12 protein-coding genes are annotated in these 17,418 nt (G+C 74.3%); 4 read left to right on the top strand and 8 right to left on the bottom strand.

The window, feature by feature from the left end:
* The first annotated feature begins 361 nt into the window (after nucleotides 1-361).
* Nucleotides 362-1,789: an APC family permease gene (locus tag ACGFSC_RS16495; RefSeq protein WP_359897603.1), complete on the top strand. Its 1,428-nt coding sequence runs from the start codon at nucleotides 362-364 to the stop codon at nucleotides 1,787-1,789.
* A gap of 52 nt (nucleotides 1,790-1,841) precedes the next feature.
* Nucleotides 1,842-3,479 carry an amidohydrolase gene (locus tag ACGFSC_RS16490; RefSeq protein WP_359897604.1) on the top strand — a complete coding sequence of 546 codons (1,638 nt, stop codon included), beginning with the start codon at nucleotides 1,842-1,844 and terminating at the stop codon, nucleotides 3,477-3,479.
* A 185-nt stretch (nucleotides 3,480-3,664) separates the two neighbouring features.
* On the opposite strand, the gene ACGFSC_RS16485 is transcribed toward ACGFSC_RS16490, so the two are convergent.
* The 3 genes from ACGFSC_RS16485 to ACGFSC_RS16475 all read right to left on the bottom strand — a co-directional run bounded on the left by ACGFSC_RS16485 (nucleotide 3,665) and on the right by ACGFSC_RS16475 (nucleotide 6,691).
* On the bottom strand, nucleotides 3,665-4,372 hold the full coding sequence (locus ACGFSC_RS16485) for a TetR/AcrR family transcriptional regulator (RefSeq protein ID WP_359897605.1): 708 nt from the start codon (nucleotides 4,370-4,372) through the stop codon (nucleotides 3,665-3,667).
* A gap of 74 nt (nucleotides 4,373-4,446) precedes the next feature.
* Entirely contained in the window at nucleotides 4,447-5,793 is a 1,347-nt protein-coding gene (locus tag ACGFSC_RS16480) for a helix-turn-helix transcriptional regulator (protein WP_359897606.1), read from the bottom strand.
* Between the two features lie 109 nt (nucleotides 5,794-5,902).
* Nucleotides 5,903-6,691 (bottom strand): hypothetical protein, encoded by a 789-nt coding sequence (locus ACGFSC_RS16475; protein ID WP_359897607.1) that lies wholly within the window; start codon nucleotides 6,689-6,691, stop codon nucleotides 5,903-5,905.
* A 444-nt stretch (nucleotides 6,692-7,135) separates the two neighbouring features.
* Here ACGFSC_RS16475 and ACGFSC_RS16470 point away from each other — a divergent pair, with 444 nt between their 5' ends.
* A complete protein-coding gene (locus tag ACGFSC_RS16470) occupies nucleotides 7,136-7,546 on the top strand; it encodes a metalloregulator ArsR/SmtB family transcription factor (RefSeq protein WP_359897608.1) in 411 nt (136 codons plus the stop codon).
* Nucleotides 7,547-7,601: 55 nt separating this feature from the next.
* Here the strand turns inward: ACGFSC_RS16470 and ACGFSC_RS16465 are convergent, their stop codons facing one another.
* From ACGFSC_RS16465 to ACGFSC_RS16450, 4 genes are all read right to left on the bottom strand, one after another.
* Nucleotides 7,602-8,975, bottom strand: a complete 1,374-nt coding sequence (locus ACGFSC_RS16465; RefSeq protein WP_359897610.1) for a nitrate/sulfonate/bicarbonate ABC transporter ATP-binding protein — start codon at nucleotides 8,973-8,975, stop codon at nucleotides 7,602-7,604.
* A gap of 14 nt (nucleotides 8,976-8,989) precedes the next feature.
* A complete protein-coding gene (locus tag ACGFSC_RS16460) occupies nucleotides 8,990-10,771 on the bottom strand; it encodes an ABC transporter permease subunit (RefSeq protein WP_359897611.1) in 1,782 nt (593 codons plus the stop codon).
* Between the two features lie 147 nt (nucleotides 10,772-10,918).
* On the bottom strand, nucleotides 10,919-11,302 hold the full coding sequence (locus tag ACGFSC_RS16455; RefSeq protein ID WP_359897612.1) for a winged helix-turn-helix domain-containing protein: 384 nt from the start codon (nucleotides 11,300-11,302) through the stop codon (nucleotides 10,919-10,921).
* A gap of 26 nt (nucleotides 11,303-11,328) precedes the next feature.
* On the bottom strand, nucleotides 11,329-12,978 hold the full coding sequence (locus tag ACGFSC_RS16450; RefSeq protein WP_359897613.1) for an NRAMP family divalent metal transporter: 1,650 nt from the start codon (nucleotides 12,976-12,978) through the stop codon (nucleotides 11,329-11,331).
* Between the two features lie 659 nt (nucleotides 12,979-13,637).
* Here ACGFSC_RS16450 and ACGFSC_RS16445 point away from each other — a divergent pair.
* Nucleotides 13,638-14,948 (top strand): DUF3533 domain-containing protein, encoded by a 1,311-nt coding sequence (locus ACGFSC_RS16445; protein ID WP_359897614.1) that lies wholly within the window; start codon nucleotides 13,638-13,640, stop codon nucleotides 14,946-14,948.
* A 43-nt stretch (nucleotides 14,949-14,991) separates the two neighbouring features.
* Here the strand turns inward: ACGFSC_RS16445 and ACGFSC_RS16440 are convergent, their stop codons facing one another.
* Nucleotides 14,992-17,322, bottom strand: a complete 2,331-nt coding sequence (locus ACGFSC_RS16440) for an FdhF/YdeP family oxidoreductase (protein ID WP_359897616.1) — start codon at nucleotides 17,320-17,322, stop codon at nucleotides 14,992-14,994.
* Between the last annotated feature and the right edge of the window lie 96 nt (nucleotides 17,323-17,418).

The raw sequence follows: 17,418 nt of genomic DNA, 5'->3' as shown, positions 1-17,418 counted from the left end.
GCAGGAAGCACCGGGAAGAGCAGGAGGCACCGAGGGGCCCGCCGGACGACCGGCGGGCCCCTCGGGCCGGAACGGGCCGGGCCGGGGCGGGGCGGAGCGGCGACGGCGCGGACGGGGCGGCGACGGTGCGGCGACGGTGCGGACGGGGCGGCGACGGCGCGGAGGCTTATGACAACGCCATTGACGTGTGGCGGGGCCGCCGGTTTCATGGCTCGCACTTCCCGCCCGCGTCACCCTCTGCGACCGGTGCCGGGATTCCCCCACACGCGCACCCCACGACCAAGGCGGTGATCCGTTGGCATCGACGGTGAAGGACACGGGCGGCGGCCCGAGAGCGGACGCGCGAGGCTCCCACGTCACGATGCGCAAGTCGCTCGGCCTGGTGGACGGAGCGGTGATCGCCGCCTCCAGCACGGCCGCCACCAGCAGCATCGGGATCGGCCTGGGCCTGATGGCCGGCGTGGTCGGCCTGCACCTTCCGGCGATCATGCTGCTGGCCTTCCTGCCGGTGCTCGCCATCGCCGGCGGGTACGGGCGGCTGAACGCCGTCGAGCCGGACGCGGGCAGCAGCTACCGCTGGGTCGGGCGCATCCTCAGCCCCTGGCTGGGCTTCCTGACCGGGTGGGTGAACACCGTGGGGACCGTGGTCTTCATGGCGTACACCACGACCGTCACCGGCTCCTCGATCGTCCAGCTGCTGGACCAGGCCCACGTCCGCAGCGTCGCCGGGCTGCGGCTCGACGCCGACTCGACCGTCCAGTGCACCCTGATCGGCCTGGTGGTGCTGGTGGGCGCCGCACTGGTCGCGGTGCGCGGGCTGGACCTGGCGGCCAGGCTGCAGAAGGCGCTGCTGGTCTTCGAGTACGCCGTGCTGCTCGGCTTCTGCGGCTACGGGCTGATCGCCGGCGACCAGCCGTTCTCGCTCCAGTGGTACAACCCCTTCGACATCCCCTCCTTCGACGCGGTCGCCCAGGGCATGGTGCTCGCGGTGTTCTGCTACTGGGGCTTCGAGTCGGTGTTCAGCGTCGGCGAGGAGGTGCGCGACCCGCGGGACGCCTCCCGGGGCGGTCTGCTGGCCCTGGTGGTGATGCTGGCGCTGTTCCTGCTCGCCGGAACGGCCTTCCAACGGGTGCTGCCGATCGACGAGTTGGCCGACAACGGCGCCCACGGACTGACCTACTTCGGCACGAAGCTCGCCGAACAGCCGCTGGCCGCACTGCCGTTGATCGCGCTGATGTTCTCCGCCGTGGCCTCGCTGCAGTCCTCGGTGATCCCGACCGCCCGCGGGATGTACGCGATGGGGCGCGACCGGGTGCTCGGCCCGGTCTGGACCCGGCTGCACCCCCGGCACGCCACGCCCGCCGTCGGCACCCTGCTGATCACCGGCGTCGCGGTCCTGCTGGCACTGGCCTCGATCGCCATCCCGACCGTCAACGACCTGATCTCGGCCGCGGTCAACGCGATCGGCATCGTCGTCGCGCTCTACTACGCGCTGACCGCCGTCGCCGCAGCCGTCCGGTTCCGCGGGCTGCTGCGCACCGACCTGCCGGAGGGGCTGCGCGCGGTCGTCGGGCCGCTGCTGGGCGCGGCGGCGCTGCTCGCCGTCGGCGGGTACCTGGCCTGGAGCTTCTACGACTCCACGGACCACTTCGAACTCGCCGCGGACAACGGGTGGTTCGAGCTGTCCGTGGTGATCATGATGGTGGTCAGCGGGCTGCCGGCGGCGGCCTGGGCCCGCTGGCGGCGGCGCTCGCCGTACTTCCTGCGGGAGGGCGCCGTGGCCGAGTGACCCCGCGGTACGGCAGGACGAATCACGAGGACGCGAGAACGGAGCACCACCCATGACCGAGGCCGATCTGGTCTTCACCCACGGCCCCGTCCACACCGGCGACGCGGCCCGCACCCGGGCGAGCGGCCTGGCGGTCGTCGGCGAACGGATCACCGCCGTCGGGCACGACGAGGTCCGGGAGCTGATCGGGCCGAGGACGGAGGTCGTCGACCTCACCGGCAAACTGCTGCTGCCCGGCTTCCAGGACGCGCACATCCACGCGGTGTTCGGCGGCGCCGAGCTGGCCTCCTGCGACCTCACCGGGACGGTCGGCGTCGCCGACTACCTGGAGCGCGTCCGGGCGTACGCCGACGCCAACCCGGAGCAGGAGTGGATCACCGGCAGCGGGTGGTCGATGGAGAGCTTCGAGGGCGGACTGCCCACCCGGCAGTTGCTCGACTCCGTCGTCCCCGACCGGCCGGTGTACCTGACCAACCGGGACCACCACGGCGCCTGGGCCAACACCAGGGCGCTGGAACTCGCCGGGCTCACCGCCGACACCCCCGACCCGGCCGACGGACGGATCGAGCGCGAGGCCGACGGCACTCCCGGCGGCACCCTCCAGGAGGGCGCCACCGCCCTGGTCGCCCGGCTGGTGCCGCCCTCGACCGCCGCCGACCGGCTCGACGGGCTGCTGCGCGCCCAGCGGCTGCTGCACTCGCTCGGCATCACCGGCTGGCAGGACGCGCTGCTCGGCGCGTTCAACGGCCAGCCGGATCCGTCGGACGCCTACCTGGCCGCCGCCCGCTCCGGCGCGCTGACCGCCCGGGTGACCGGCGCACTGTGGTGGGAGCGGGACCGGGGCGCCGAACAGATCCCCGAACTCGTGCGGCGACGCGCGGAGTTGAGCCACGGACGGTTCCGGGCCGGCTCGGTGAAGATCATGCAGGACGGCATCGCGGAGAACTTCACCGCCGCGATGACCAGCCCCTACCTGGACGGCTGCGGCTGCGCCACCGCCAACTCCGGCCTCAGCTTCGTCGATCCGGTGGCGCTGCGCGGCCACGTCACCGCACTGGACGCGCTCGACTTCCAGGTCCACTTCCACGCGCTCGGCGACCGGGCCGTGCGCGAGGCGCTGGACGCGGTCGAGGCCGCCCGCACCGCCAACGGCCGGCGCGGCGCCCGGCACCACCTCGCCCACCTCCAGGTGGTCCACCCGGACGACCTCCCGCGCTTCGCCCGGCTCGGCGCCGTCGCCAACATCCAGCCGCTCTGGGCCGCGCACGAGCCGCAGATGGACGAGCTGACCATCCCCTTCCTCGGGCCCGAACGGGCCGCCTGGCAGTACCCGTTCGGCGCCCTCCAGCGGGCCGGCGCCACCCTGGCGGCGGGCAGCGACTGGCCGGTGAGCAGCCCGGACCCGCTGGCGGGGCTGCACGTGGCGGTCAACCGGATGGAGCCGGAGGCCACCGACGGGCGGGTCTTCCTGCCCGAGCAGCGGCTCGACCTGGGCTCGGCCATCGCCGCGTACACGGCCGGCAGCGCGTACCTCAACGGGCACGACGACGCCGGCGTGCTGGCGGCCGGACGGCTCGCGGACCTGGTCGTGCTCGACCGGGACATCCTCACCGGGCCGCCGGAGGAGATCGCGCGGGCCCGGGTCCTGCGGACGTACGTCGGCGGCGAGCTGGTGCACGCGGCGGACTGAGCCGGGCAGGGGCCGGACCGGCCGTCGGCGGTGGGCGTACGGGGGCTCACCGCCGGCGGCCGGCGGCGTGCCCGGGCCCGGGCGGTGCCGCGCCGGGCGTCCGGGGCCGGCCACCCCCGTCACCGCGCGCCATGCCTGCCACACCTGCCGAACCCGCCACGAGGAAAGTCACGCGCCCGCCCGCCTCAGCCGCCCGCCGCTCGCAGCCGGGCCTCGGCGGCCTCCAGGAGCAGGTCCAGGGCGTACGGGTAGCCGCTGCGGCGCATGTCGCTGGTGAGCAGGTGGGCGGTGGCCGCGATGTGGGGGTGGTCGGCGGCGTCGAGCCGGGCGTAGGAGGCCTGCCAGACCTGGAGGTCGGCGGTCTGGGCAGGGGCCGGGAGGGCGAGCGTGGCGGCGTCCAGGGCGGCGAAGCCGAGGCTCTGGTCGACGAAGGCGTGGTAGATCCGGACGGCCTCCGGGTCCGGGAAGCCCGCCCTGCGCAGGACGCCGAGGATCGCCTCGACGGCGGCGATCTCGTGGGTGCGGCCGGTGGTGCGGTGGGCGGCGAGGATGGCGGCCTGCGGGTGGGCCAGGTAGCTGGCGTGGATGCGCAGGCCGATGGCGCGCAGGTCGGCGCGCCAGTCGCCGGTGGGCCGCCAGCCGTGCTGGGCGCGGCCGATCAGCTCGTCGGCGACGGCGAGCAGCAGGTCGTCGGTGCTGTGGAAGTAGCGGTAGACCGCGCTCGGGTCGGCGCCGAGCGCGGCGCCGAGCCGCCGCACCGTGAGCGCCTCGGTGCCGTGGCTGCCGATCAGCCGGATCGCGGTCCCGACGATCAGCTCGGCGGACAGCACCACGCCCTGCTTGGTGGGGCGGCGTCGACGGCGCTGCGGTTCGGGGACTACGCGGTCGGTCATCCCCCGAGGTTATGCCCGCACCGTTGACGTAGGCCAGGGGTCGGGCGCCACCCGCCCCCGGCCGTCGGCCGGACTCAGCCCCCGTTGTGGGCCGGGGTCCAGGAGGTGCCGTTGTGGGCGTAGTTCGGCGCGCCCTGCATGCCGACGGTGCGGAACGGCTGCTGGTCGCCGAGGTCCACCCGCATCGTGCCCTTGCGGCCGTCCTTGCCGGTCCACACCAGTTCGAGGAACCAGCTGACGTCCTGGGAACGGGTGGCGGCGTCCACGTCGATCACCTGCGGGTCGGTGGCCGAGATCCGGTACGGGAAGTCCGTCGTGCCGGTCCTCCGTTCGCCCTCCCGGCCCGCGACGGGGACGAGGCGCGGCGTGGCCGCGTCGAGGTCGACCGCGAAGGACGCCGGTTCCAGCCCGCCTCCGCAGCCGGACCCGGGCGTGTAGGCGTTCCACTTGGGGGCGGGCCGGGTGCTGACCACCTGTACGGACATGGAGTTCAGCACGACGGCGTCCGAGCTCGCGCCCAGGGCGGTCAGCTCGATGCGCAGGTGCCCGGCCGGGACCAGGCGCTGGGAGGCCGCCCAGCTGTCGATCCGGCCGGAGGACGACGGGGGCGGGGTCACCTGGGCGGGGGAGCGGGCGGAGAGGAACCACTGGTCGCAGGGGCTGCCCCAGCCGTTGCTGAGGACACTGACGTGGAAGGGCGCGGGGAGGTCCTCGGGGGCCGCCGGGGCGGCGGCGGACGGGGTGTCCGCGGCGGCGGAGCCCGCGGGGGCCGGCGGTGCCGGGGCACCGGTGGGCGCGGTGCCGGCCCCCGCGGTGGCGGCGACGGACGGTGCGGCGGGCGAGGAGGCGGAGGCGTTCGGGGTGCCGCCGGTGTCGCCGGTGTCGCGCAGGAGGAGGCCGGAGGCCACGGCGGCCAGCGCGACCACGGCGGTCGCGCTCAGCAGCACCCGGGTGCGGATGCGGCGGCGCGGCCCGGGGGGCGGGGGCACGGGGTGGGTGGTCGTCACCTCCTGTTCCTCCTCCTCCGGCGCGGCGGCGGACTGCGGGTCGGGTGCGGCGTCCGGCCGGAGCCGCGGCTCCGCTTCCGGCTGCGGCTGCGGCTGCGGTGTCGGTGCGGGCGTCGGCGTGGGTACCGGTGCGGCGGCGGCCGGAGTGCCCGCGGGGGAGGCCTCCCGGCGGCGGGCCGCGTCGGCCAGGATCCAGCGGCGGTGCAGTTCGACCAGTTCCTCGCCGCCGGCCCCGCAGACCCGGGCCAGCCGCTCCACCGGCGCGTACTCGGTCGGTACGGCGGCGCCGTTGCAGTAGCGGTGCAGGGTGGAGGTGCTGACGTGCAGCCGGGTGGCCAGGGCCCCGTAGCTGCGGCCCGAACGCTCCTTGAGTTCGCGCAGCATCGCCGCGAACTCCTCGGTCTCCACACTCATCCGCTGCCCTTCCCCCACCCCGGGCCCGGCCCGGGATGTCGTCGATCCGCGAATCACCGTACCGGCAGGCCGGGGCGGGGACCGGGGCAGGGGAGTGCGAAGCAGCAGGTCAGCTCCGGCCGGCCGTCTCCGTGGAGGCCGCCGCGTCGGCGACGCTCTCCCGGTACAGGCCGAGCTTCGGCTGCTTGCCCACCTTCGCGCCGGCGCCGAGCTGGAAGTTCCGGGTGTCGGCGTTGGGCATCTGGTCGTCGGGCAGGACGTTCAGCTGGTCCACGTCGGCCACCCCGCCGCTGCCGGGGTTGAGGTCCACCACCGCGTAGGTGCTCCTGCCGGGAGCCAGCGCGTAGGCCGGCGGGCCGCCCAGCCCGCCCGGAACCAGCGGGGTGAGGTCGTCGCCGTGGTGGGGGGCCTTCGAGCTGCCGAGACCGATGAGCGGGTAGTAGCTCAGGCCGCAGTAGGCGGTGCCCTGGTTGTGGACCTCGATCACCCGCTGGTCGGGCGACCCGGCCCGGGCGGACACCTTGACCGTCAGCTTGTCGGCCTTGCAGGGGTGGGTGTAGGCGTACGCCTCGTCGCCGGCGGCCGCGGCCCCGCCGCCCGTGGCGGGGACCACGGGGGTCTTCGGGCGGGCGGAGCCGCCTGCGGCGGGCGCCGCGGTGGCCGGGGCTGCCGGGGCCGGGGCCGTCGGGGCCGGAGCCGCCGGGGCCGGAGCGCCGACGGTCGGCCGGTCGGCGGGCGCGGCGGGTGCCGCGGCACCGGGGGCGGTACCGGCCGCGGTGGTCCCGGCGGGCTTCACGGGCCGGGCCGCGTCGCCGCCGTCCGGCCCGCAGGCGGTCAGGGCGAGGGCGGCGCCCAGGGCGAGGGCGGCCGGGACGAACAGGGCACGGCGAGCGGACATGGAGGTTCCCCCGTGAGGTTGCGGATGAAGGAGGCGAGGAAGGCGGCGGGCCGTCGGCGCCGACCGCTGGGCAGCACTCTGGTCCGTCGTCCGGCCGGTCCGCCAGACCTCCCCGCCGAGCCGGGACGCTGGAACGGTTCCACCCCCGTTGACCTGCGGTTTCACACCCGCCTGGAACGGCCTCCCGGAACGCCGCGAGGCCCTCAGGGGCGCCGGCGGCGGAGCCGGGGCGCGTCGTGCGGAGCTTTGCCGGGTGCACCACGCGCCCCCCCGGCGTCCGGCCGGGAGGTGCCCCCACCTCGGCCCCGCGAGGCACGCGCCCGGACGCCGCGCCCCGACGCGACGCCCTGATCCGACAGGACCCACCGGACACGCCCCGGGCCCGGCCGGTGCCGTCGTCGAGGGGCGGGTCGGCGGGCCGGCGGGCGTCGGTACGATCCCTGTATGGGTGGTGCGCGGGAAGAGGCCTGGGACGCCGAGGCGGCGGAGCGGGCGGTGGCGGTGCTGAAGGCGGTGGCGGACCCGTCGCGGTACCGGCTGCTGTGGGCGCTGAGCCACCGGGAGCTGCCGGTGAGCGAGCTGGCCGAACTGCTGGGGGCGCACGTGTCGGCGACCTCGCAGCACCTGGCGAAGCTGCGCGCGGCCGGGCTGGTGGTGGCGCGCCGGGAGGGGACGCGGATCTTCTACCGGGCCACCGAGGTGCGCGGGCTGCTCACCGAGGCCGCGCTGATCGCCCACGACCTGCCCGCCCGCCGCGACGGCGACGACGACGGCGCAGCCCCGGCCGGTGCCACCGCGCCGCAGCCCTTCGCCCGCGCGGCCCGCGCGGTGCGCCGCCGCCCGGCGACCGGCTGAGCCCTCCCGGCCCTCCGCGGTGCTCGCCCGGGGCGTCGGCGTGCGGCCGGGCCGGTCAGCGGCCCGGCGCCGCCAGCCGGTACTCCTGCCGGTCGGCGTCGTACGCGAAGAGCCCCGCGTAGCGGCCCCAGTCGGTGGCGGTCTCCAACTGCCGGTCGGTCTGTTCGCCGGTGTAGTGGCGGCCGAGCAGGTCGCGCAGGAAGCCGGTGCGGACGGTGGCGCCGGGCCGGCCGCCGAGGCTGTTGGCGATCAGCTTGATCAGCGGGACCTCCAGGGCGGCGGCGGCGAAGACGGCGCGGGCCTCCTGGGCGTCGGCCCCGGTGTAGGCGGCGCCCGTCGCGGTGAGCAGCAGGTCGTCGCCGTGGACCTCGGCGAAGCCCAGCAGGTCGAGGGCGTCGACCTGGGGGAGCAGGTCGTCGATGTCCAGGCCGAGTTCGTCGGCGAGGCCGGCCAGGTCGCAGCTCCCGCCCCGGTGGGCGATCGTCTCGGCGAGACCGGAGAGGCCGTCCACGCCGGCGCTGGGCAGCGGGGTGGCGGCGACGGTGCGCCGCTCGGGGTCGGGTTCGGTGCGGCCGGACGGGCGGGTGTCCTTGGGCCGGCCGGTCATGATCCGGTACACCCGGTCCACCAGTTCGTCGAAGGCGGCCGAGTCGCGGTCGCGCGGCCGCTCCAGGGCGACCTCCACGGTCTCCCGGATCGTCCCGTACGGGCGGGCGCCGAGGACCACGATGCGGTCGGCCATCAGCACCGCCTCCTCGATGTTGTGGGTGACCAGGACGACGGCCCGGGTGGGGAACTGGCCGGACTCCCACAGCTCCATCAGCTCGCCGCGCAGGTTCTCGGCGGTGAGCACGTCGAGGGCGGAGAACGGCTCGTCCATCATCAGCACGTCCGGTTCGACGACCAGTGCCCGGGCGAAGCCGACCCGCTGGCGCATGCCGCCGGAGAGCTCCTTGGGGTAGGCGGAGGCGAAGCCGGTCAGGCCGATCAGGTCGATGGCCTGGCCGGCGGCCCGGGCGCGCTCCCGGGGCGGGACACCGCGGGCCTCCAGGCCGAGTTCGACGTTCTGCCGCACGGTCAGCCAGGGCAGCAGCGCGAAGGTCTGGAAGACCAGCGCGGTGCCGGGGTTGGCGCCGGTGAGCGGGGTGCCGCGGTAGCGGACGGTGCCGGAGCTGGGCGGGACCAGGCCGGCCAGGCAGCGCAGCAGGGTGGACTTGCCGGAGCCCGAGCGTCCGAGCACGGCGACGACCTCGCCGGCCCGGACGGTGAGGTCGATGCCGGAGAGCACCGGCAGTTCGCCGGCGGCCCCGGCGTAGGACTTGGTCAGACCGGCGGTCTCCAGCAGCGCCTCCCCGTCCCCGTCCTCGTGGGGGGCGGGTGCGGGGGCGGGTGCGGGCTCGGCGGCACGGTTGCGGAACGGGAAGCGCATCGGCGGACTCCGGACTACAGCGAGTAGCGGCGCTCGGCCAGCCGGTACAGCCGGCGCCAGAGCAGACGGTTGAGGGCGACGACGTACAGGCTCATCACCGCGACCCCGGCGAGCAGATGCGGGTGGTCGCCGCGCTCGGCGGCCCGGGCGATGTACGCGCCGAGGCCGGTCGCGGTCAGCGTGGTGGAGCCGAAGGTGACCACCTCGGCGACGATGGAGGCGTTCCAGGCGCCGCCGGAGGCGGTGATGCCGCCGGTGACGTACGCCGGGAAGACGCCGGGGAGGATCAGCCGCCGCCAGCGCTGCCACCCGCGTACGCCCAGGTCGTCCATGGCCTCGCGCAGGTCGGCGGGGACGGCCATGGCACCGGCGATGGCGTTGAACAGGATGTACCACTGGGAGCCGAGGGCCATCAGCAGGATGCCGCCGAGGTCGATCGACACCCCGGTGCGCAGCAGCAGCCAGACCACCAGGGGGAAGAGGAAGTTGGCGGGGAAGCCGGCCAGCACCTGGACGACGGGCTGGGCGATCCTGGTCAGCCGGGGCGAGAAGCCGATCTTCACGCCGATCGGCACCCAGACCGCGGTGGCCACCGCGACCAGCACCACCACCCGGGCGAGGGTGGCGAGCCCGAGCAGCAGCGGCTCGCCGAAGACGCCGAGGCCGGTGCGGTCGGCCAGGTAGCGGCCGAGGTCGACGAGGCCCCACAGCACGATGCCGCCCGCGACGAGGGCGAAGGCCACGTCCCCGGCCCGCCGCCGGCCGGGGTGGACGGCGGGCGGGCGGTCGGCGGTGCCGAACACCCGCCCGGCCCGGTTCAGGGCCCGTCCGGCGGGGCGCAGCGCGCGGCCGAGCGCGGCGGGCAGCCGGGAGCGGCGCAGCAGGTCCAGCACGACCGAGCGCTGCACCTCGGTGGCCTCGGACTGCTCGTTCTTGAAGCGTTCGGCCCAGGCGGTGAGCGGCCGCCAGAACAGGAAGTTCACGCCGACCACCAGTACCACCATGGTGGCGATGGCCCAGCCGACCCGGCCGAGGTCCCCGGCGGCGATGGCCGCGCCCGCGTACGAGCCGACCCCGGGCAGCGCGTACCGCCGGCCGTCCACGGTGATCGCCTCGGAGGCGACCAGGAAGAACCAGCCGCCGCCGAAGCCGAGCATGCCGTTCCAGACCAGGCCGATCATGCCCGAGGGCAGCTCGACCTTCCAGAACCGCGTCCACCGGCTGAACCCGAAGGAGCGGGACAGCTCGTCGAGTTCGCGGGGCAGCGAGACCAGCGCCTGGTAGAAGGCGAAGGTCATGTTCCACGCCTGGGAGGTGAAGATGGCGAACACGGCGGCGCATTCGAGGCCGAGCACCGAGCCGGGGAAGAGGGCGAGGAAACCGGAGACCGCGAGGCTCAGGAAGGCGAGCACCGGCACCGACTGGAGGATGTCCAGCGCCGGGATCAGCACCCGTTCCAGCCGGCGGCTGCGGGCGGCCGCGTAGGCGTAGCAGAAGGTGAAGACGACCGAGAGGGCGAGCGCGGCGAACATCCGCAGCAGCGAGCGCGCCGCGTCGTACGGCAGCCGGGCCGGGTCGGTGTCGACGGCCGCGTCCCGGGTGGTGGAGAAGCGGACGGCGCCGCCCTGGCCGAGCCGCAGCACGAGGTAGAGCAGGACCAGGACGGCGGCCGCGACGACCAGGTCCGTCCAGACCCGCCCGCCGAGCCGGTGCGCGGTCCGGACGGGCAGTGAGCCCCGGGACAGGCCCGGCAGCGGGCTCCGGGACCGGCCCGGGGCGGGCTTCGTCAGGGTCATGGCGGTACCTCCGGGGCAAACCCGGGCAGTCTGCTCCCTCGGGACGTCCGTACGCAAACCCGCCCGCCCCCACGGGGCCACCGGGTGCGCCCGGCCCCGGGCGGGGCGCCGTGTCCCGGCCCGGGGGCGCGCCGTCCCGGGCCGGGGTCAGGCGGTCCGGGCCAGCCGGGGGTCGTACTTGTAGCCGATCTGCCGGACGGTGGCGATCGCCTCCCGGTGCCCGGGGCCGAGCTTGCGCCGGATCCGGGCGATGTGGGTGGCGACGGTGCGGGAGTCGCCGGTGTCCGGGCGGCCCCAGACGTTCTCCATCAGCTGGCGCCGGGAGTGCACCCGCAGCGGGTTGCCGACCAGGTGCGCGAGCAGTTCGAACTCCAGGTACGGCATGGTGACGTGCCGGCCCTCGACGGTGACGGTGCGCTGGTCGGTGTCCACCACCAGGCCGGGCGCGGGTGCGGGTCGCGGGGCCGGGCGCCGGCCCGGGGCGGGGTGGTGCGAGAAGACGGCGTCGAGCCTGGGGCGGTGCGGGACCATGGCGCGGGGGCTCCTTCGTGGTCGGCTCAGTGGTTCAGCGCGGTCTGGACGATCTTGACGACGACCATGGCCGTCGCGATCAGCAGGTAGGCGCGCAGCGCGCCCATGCCGACCTTGCGGGCGGTGGACAGCACCGGCTTGTCGAGGGTCTCCAGCGGCGGCATCCGCCAGTTCTCCCGGCCGGTGCGGTCGACGGGGTCCTCCTTGGTGCCGCGGCGCCCGAAGGTGAAGGAGTACCCGGCGACGAGCACGCCCGCCACGCCGCAGCCGGCCATGATCCGGAGGATCGTCCTGGAGTCGATGCCGGGCCAGACCACGGCGGCGGTGAGGATCAGGGAGAGCATCACCAGGACGCCGACCACCAGCGAGGTGAAGGCGTTGGTCCGCGGCCCGTTCGTCCAGGGGCCCAGCACCGCGCGGTCGTTGCAGAGCAGCAGCAGGAAGACGGTCGCGGAGGGCAGCAGCACCCCGGCCAGCACCTGGACGAACTGGGTCATCAGGCCCTGGGTGTAGTCGGTGGAGAGCAGCGTGATCGCCGCCGCCGCGACCACCAGGCCCGCGTAGATCCCGTAGAAGCCCTTGGCGCCCTTCACCCCGCGGTGCAGCGAGTGCTTGATGCCGAAGACGTCGCCGATCGCGTACGCGGTGGACAGGGACACCGCGAAGGCGCCGATGATCGAGGCGTCCAGCAGGGCGATGGCGAACAGCACGCCGGCCAGGTGCCCGGCCTTGTCCTCGATGCCCCGGGCGACGGCGGCCGCGTCGGAGAAGTGCCCGAAGCCGTCGGTGCCCGCGAAGGCGGCGGCGGTGAGGCCCATCATGGCGGCGGCGCCGACGATCACGATCACGATGCCGATCCAGAGGTCGGCCTTCTCGTACGTCATGAAGCGCGGGGTGATCCGCTTGTCGATGACGTACGACTGCTGGAAGAACAGCTGCCAGGGCGCCACGGTGGTGCCGACGATGGAGATGATCACCAGCATCACGGCCGCCAGCCCGCCCGACCCGCCGGGCATGGCGGGCACCACGAAGTCGTGCGCCATCCGCGAGGTCTTCGGGTGGACCATGAAGTAGATCGGCACCAGCAGCAGCGAGCCCAGGCACAGCGTCACGGCGACCCGCTCGAAGCGCTGGAACGAGCCGGTGAAGGCCGAGGCGATGATGATCCCGGCGGCGAGCACCACCGAGGCCGCCTTCGGCAGGCCCAGGTACCCGGCCGCGAGCGTGACCCCGATGAACTCGGTGACCAGCGTCAGCGCGTTCAGCAGGAACAGGTCGATCACGCTGAACGCGCCCCAGAACTTCCCGAAGCGCTCCAGGATCAGCCGGGCGTGGCCGACGCCGGTGACGGCGCCCAGCCGCAGCACCATCTCCTGGTTGACGTACAGCACCGGGACCAGCATCAGCAGCGTCCACAGCAACTGGGTGCCGTAGTTCTGTCCGGCCTGGCCGTAGGTGGAGAAGGCGCCGGCGTCGTTGTCGCCGACCATCACGATCAGGCCGGGCCCGACGATCGCGAGCAGGGTCTTCAGTCTCGCCGACAGGCCGTGCCGGGGCGTGGTGTCGTCGAGCCGGATGGTGCCGAGCGCGCCCTTGATGTCGCCGACGTGCGCGTCGTCGAGGACGGCCGAACGCGGCTCGGGCGGAGCGGAGTTGAGCGTGGCGTGGGTGGTCATGGGTTTCCTCCCTGGGCCCCGGAGGGGCGGTTCGGAGGCAGGCGGCGGCTCTCCCCGCGGGCGGGCACGGCGCATCGGCGCGCGGCTGCGCGGCCCGTACGGTGGCGTGCGGGCACGGCGGAGCCGCGTGCGGACATGGCGTGCCGTCGTCGCTGATGACTGCCGAAGAATGGTGACTGATCGTCAGGACGTGCTGCGGGGAAAGGTGTTACCGCATGCCGGAGGTGTGCGAGGGCAGGCGGGGGCAGGGGCAACTGTGGCCCGGACTACTGCAATCCATGTCTCTCGCCTCCTCCCGGCCGGCGCACCCCGTGGTGCGTGTCATCGACGCGGCAAGGAGCTCACCGGCCCGCGCGACGCGACCGCCGGTTCACCCCAACTCGTCAGAGCTTAGTCCCGCCCGGGAGCGATACTTGCGCACTTGGTAAAACCTTTACCTTTCTGTCGGCGTACGCCGGTGCCTGCCGCCGCCGCCCGTCCGCGCCCGCCATTGCCCGCCGCTGTCCGCTGCTTCCCGTCCGCGCCCGCCGCTGTCCGTCCGCGCCCCGGGGCGGGCGGCGGCCGGCCGGGTGACGGGGGTTTGGCCGCCGGGCCGCCACGGAACGACTTCCCGCCGTACCGGCACCGGCACCAGGTCGTGCCCGAACCCGAGGGGTGGCATGGCGACCGCAGACTCCCAGGGGCCTCCCCGGCAGGCGCGGGCGCTGACGCTCGCACGGAACCCGAAACTGTGGCTCTTCCCGGGCGTCCTGTGCTGCCTGCTGGCCGTCCTCCTCTCCCTGCTCTACATGGGGGGCATCCTCAACCCGAGCGGGCACCTGCACCGGCTGCCGATCGCCCTGGTGAACGAGGACCAGGGCCCGCCGCCGCCCGGGCAGGCGGAGCCCCTCGGCGCCCGGCTGGCCGCCGCCGTGGTGGCCGGCACTCCCGACAGCACCGTCCAGTGGCGGCAGGTGGACGCGGCCGGACTGAGCGAACAGCTCGCCGCCGGCAAGGTCTACGGCGCGCTGGTCGTGCCGAAGGACTTCAGTGCCGCCGTCACCGCGCTGGTCACCGGCGGCGCCGTCGAGCGGCCGACCGTCACCGTGCTGACCAACCCCGGCATGGGCAGCCTCGGCTCCTCGATCGCCGCGCAGATCTCCCAGAACGCCGCCCACCAGGCCTCGTCGGCGCTCGGCGGGCAACTGCTGGCCGCCGTACCGGCCTCCGGCGCCCCGGGCCCGGACACCGGAGCCACCGCCCGGCTGCTGCTCGCCGACCCGATCGCCGTCACCACCCAGGTCGGCCACCCGATCGGCGGCCACAGCGGGCTCGGCCTGAGCGCCTTCTACTTCACCCTGCTGGCCGTGCTGACCGGCTTCATCGGCGGCAACATCGTCCACAACGGCGTCGACGGCGCGCTCGGCTACAGCGACAGCGAGATCGGCCCCTGGCACACCCGCCGCCCGACCGTCCCGATCAACCGCACCCAGACCCTGCTGCTCAAGATGGTCATGACGGCCGGGATCATGCTGCTCACCACCTCGCTCGTGGTGCTCTGCTCGGTCGGCGTCCTGGGCATGGACGCCCCCCACCTGGCACAGCTGTGGATCTTCGCCTACTGCGCCAGCCTCGCCGTGGGCCTCGGCGTGCAGGCGATCAACGCCGCGTTCGGCGGGATCGGGCAGCTGGTGTCGATGTTCGTCTTCATCGCGCTGGCGCTGCCCTCCTCCGGCGCCACCGTCCCGCTCCAGGCGGTCCCCGGCTTCTACCGCTTCCTGAGCCTCTTCGAGCCGATGCGCCAGCTCAGCGACGGCATCCGGGCGATCCTCTTCTTCGACGCCAGGGCCGACGCCGGGCTCACCCGCGGCTGGGTCATGATCGGAATCGGCGCGGCGCTGGCCCTGCTGTTCGGCTTCGGGATGACCCGCTACTACGACCGCAAGGGCCTGCACCGCTGGACGCCCCAGCCCTCCGGCCAGGACACCTGACCGCCGGGGCCGGTCGGCCGGGGCGGTCGGGCGTCCTGGAAGGTCAGGACGACTTGGTGACGGTCACCTTGAGGTGCTTCATGATCGGCTGGTCGCTCTGGGTGCTGTAGTCGCCGATCGCGCACAGCACGTTCAGCTCCGGCATGTACCCGGCCGCGCAGCCGCGCGGGATGTCGTACGGGACGGCCAGGTAGCCGTGCACCGAGCGGGTGGACCCGTCCCGGGCGGTGCTGGTGACGTCCACCCGGTCGAACTCGTCCAGGCCGCGCTCGCGCATGTCGTCCCGGTTCATGAACACCAGCGTGCGCAGGTTCCGCACGCCCCGGTAGCGGTCGTTGTCCGAGTAGATGGTGGTGTTCCACTGGTCGTGCGAGCGCATCGTGCCCAGCGCCAGGGTGCCCACCTCGGGGACGACGTCGGGCAGCGGGGCGGCGGAGAACTCCGCCTTGCCGGAGCGGGTGTCGAAGACCAGCTCGCGGGCGGGCTGCTTGATCCGGAAGCCCAGCGGCAGCCGCACCCGGCGGTTGAAGTCCTCGAAGCCGTCGAGGACCTGGGCCATGGTGTCGCGGATGCGGTCGTAGTCCTCGATGTACCACTCCCAGGGGGTGGAACTGTCCGGCAGCGCCGCGCGGGCCATCCCGGCGACGATCGCGGGCTCGGAGAGCAGGTGCGGCGAGGCCGGGCGCTTCATGCCGACCGACAGGTGCACCATGCTCATCGAGTCCTCGACCGAGGTGGACTGCACCCCGGCCCGCTGGTGGTCCTTCTCGGTCCGGCCCAGGCACGGCAGGATCAGCGCGGCCCGCCCGTGCACCAGGTGGCTGCGGTTCAGCTTGGTGCTCACCTGGACGGTCAACTCGCAGGACTCCAGGGCCTGGTAGGTGTACGGGGTGTCCGGGGCGGCGAGCGCGAAGTTGCCGCCCATGCCGACGAACACCGTGATGTCGCCGCGCCGCATCGCCTCGATCGTGCCGACGGTGTCCAGCCCGTGCTCGCGCGGCGGCTCGATCCCGCACACCTCGGCGAGCCGGTCCAGGAACGCGCCGGCGGGCCGGTGGTCGATGCCGCAGGTGCGGTTGCCCTGGACGTTGCTGTGCCCGCGCACCGGGGAGGGGCCGGCCCCCTCCCGGCCCAGATTGCCGCGCAGCAGCAGGAGGTTGACGATCTCCCGGACGGTGTCCACCCCGTGCTCGTGCTGGGTGACGCCCAGGCACCAGCTGAAGATCGAGCGGTCGGCCTCCCGGTAGACCCGCGCCGCCTTGAGGATCTCGGCCCGGTCCAGCCCGCTCTGCCGCTCGATCTCGTCCCAGGGCGTGGCCAGGCAGACGTCGCGGTACGCCTCGAACCCGCTGGTGTGGCGGTCGATGAACAGCCGGTCCAGCGCCCGGTCGTCGGCCGCGGACTGTTCCAGGATCGCCTTCGCCATGCCGCGCAGCAGCGCCATGTCGCCGCCGATCCGCGGCTGGAGGTTCAGGGTGCTGGTGCGGGTGGCCCGGTTCAGCGCCATGTCGGTGAAGTCGTGCGGGATGATCGTCCGGGTCGCCGCCGCCTCGACCAGCGGATTGACGTGCACGATCTGCGCGCCCCGCTTGTACGCCTCGGCCAGCGAGGTGAGCATCCGGGGCGCGTTGGAGGCCGCGTTGACGCCCAGGATGAACAGGGCGTCGGTGACCTCCCAGTCCTTGAGGTCGACCGTCCCCTTCCCGGTGCCGAGCGAGGCCTGCAGGGCCCGGCCGCTGGCCTCGTGGCACATGTTGGAGCAGTCGGGCAGGTTGTTGGTGCCCAGCTCGCGGGCCATCAGCTGGTAGAGGAAGGTCGCCTCGTTGCCGAGCCGGCCGGAGGTGTAGAAGGCGGCCCGGTTGGGGTCGTCCAGCCCGCGCAGGGTGCGGCCGACCAGGGCGAACGCGTCCTTCCAGCCGATCGGGACATAGCGGTCGGTGTCCGGGTCGTAGACCATCGGCTCGGTGAGCCGGCCCTGGTCCTCCAGTGCGAAATCGCTCCACCCGGACAGCTCGGTCACCGTGTGGGCGGCGAAGAACTCCCGGCCGACCCGCTTGCGGGTCATCTCCCAGGTGACGTGCTTGATGCCGTTCTCGCAGATGTCCAGGTGCAGGCCCTTGGTGTCGTCGGGCCAGGCGCAGCCGGGGCAGTCGAAGCCGCTGTTCTCGTGGTTCATCCGCATCACCGCCCGCGGCCCGTCCAGGTACGCGCCCTCGCGCACCAGGAAGCGGGTGACGCTCTTGGCGGCGCCCCAGCCGGCGGCCGGGTGGTGGTACGGCTGGGCGTGGGGCGGGCCGGCGGGGGAGGGGCCGACCTCCTCGTGCCCCGGGGGCTCCTGCGGGGGAGTGGTGACGGCGTCGTCGGAGGTGGTCACGGGCCTCGCCTTCCGTCGCACGGGGGTCGGACACCCGGCGTTGCAGTCGACGCTACGTCCGGAGGCCGGTCCTCGCGCGTCGAGCGGTCGTGGCCC

Origin of the sequence: Kitasatospora sp. NPDC048715, from assembly GCF_043198905.1 — a bacterium.
Lineage (GTDB): Bacteria > Actinomycetota > Actinomycetes > Streptomycetales > Streptomycetaceae > Kitasatospora > Kitasatospora lactacystinica.
This window is presented reverse-complemented; position numbering and strand designations above follow the sequence as displayed.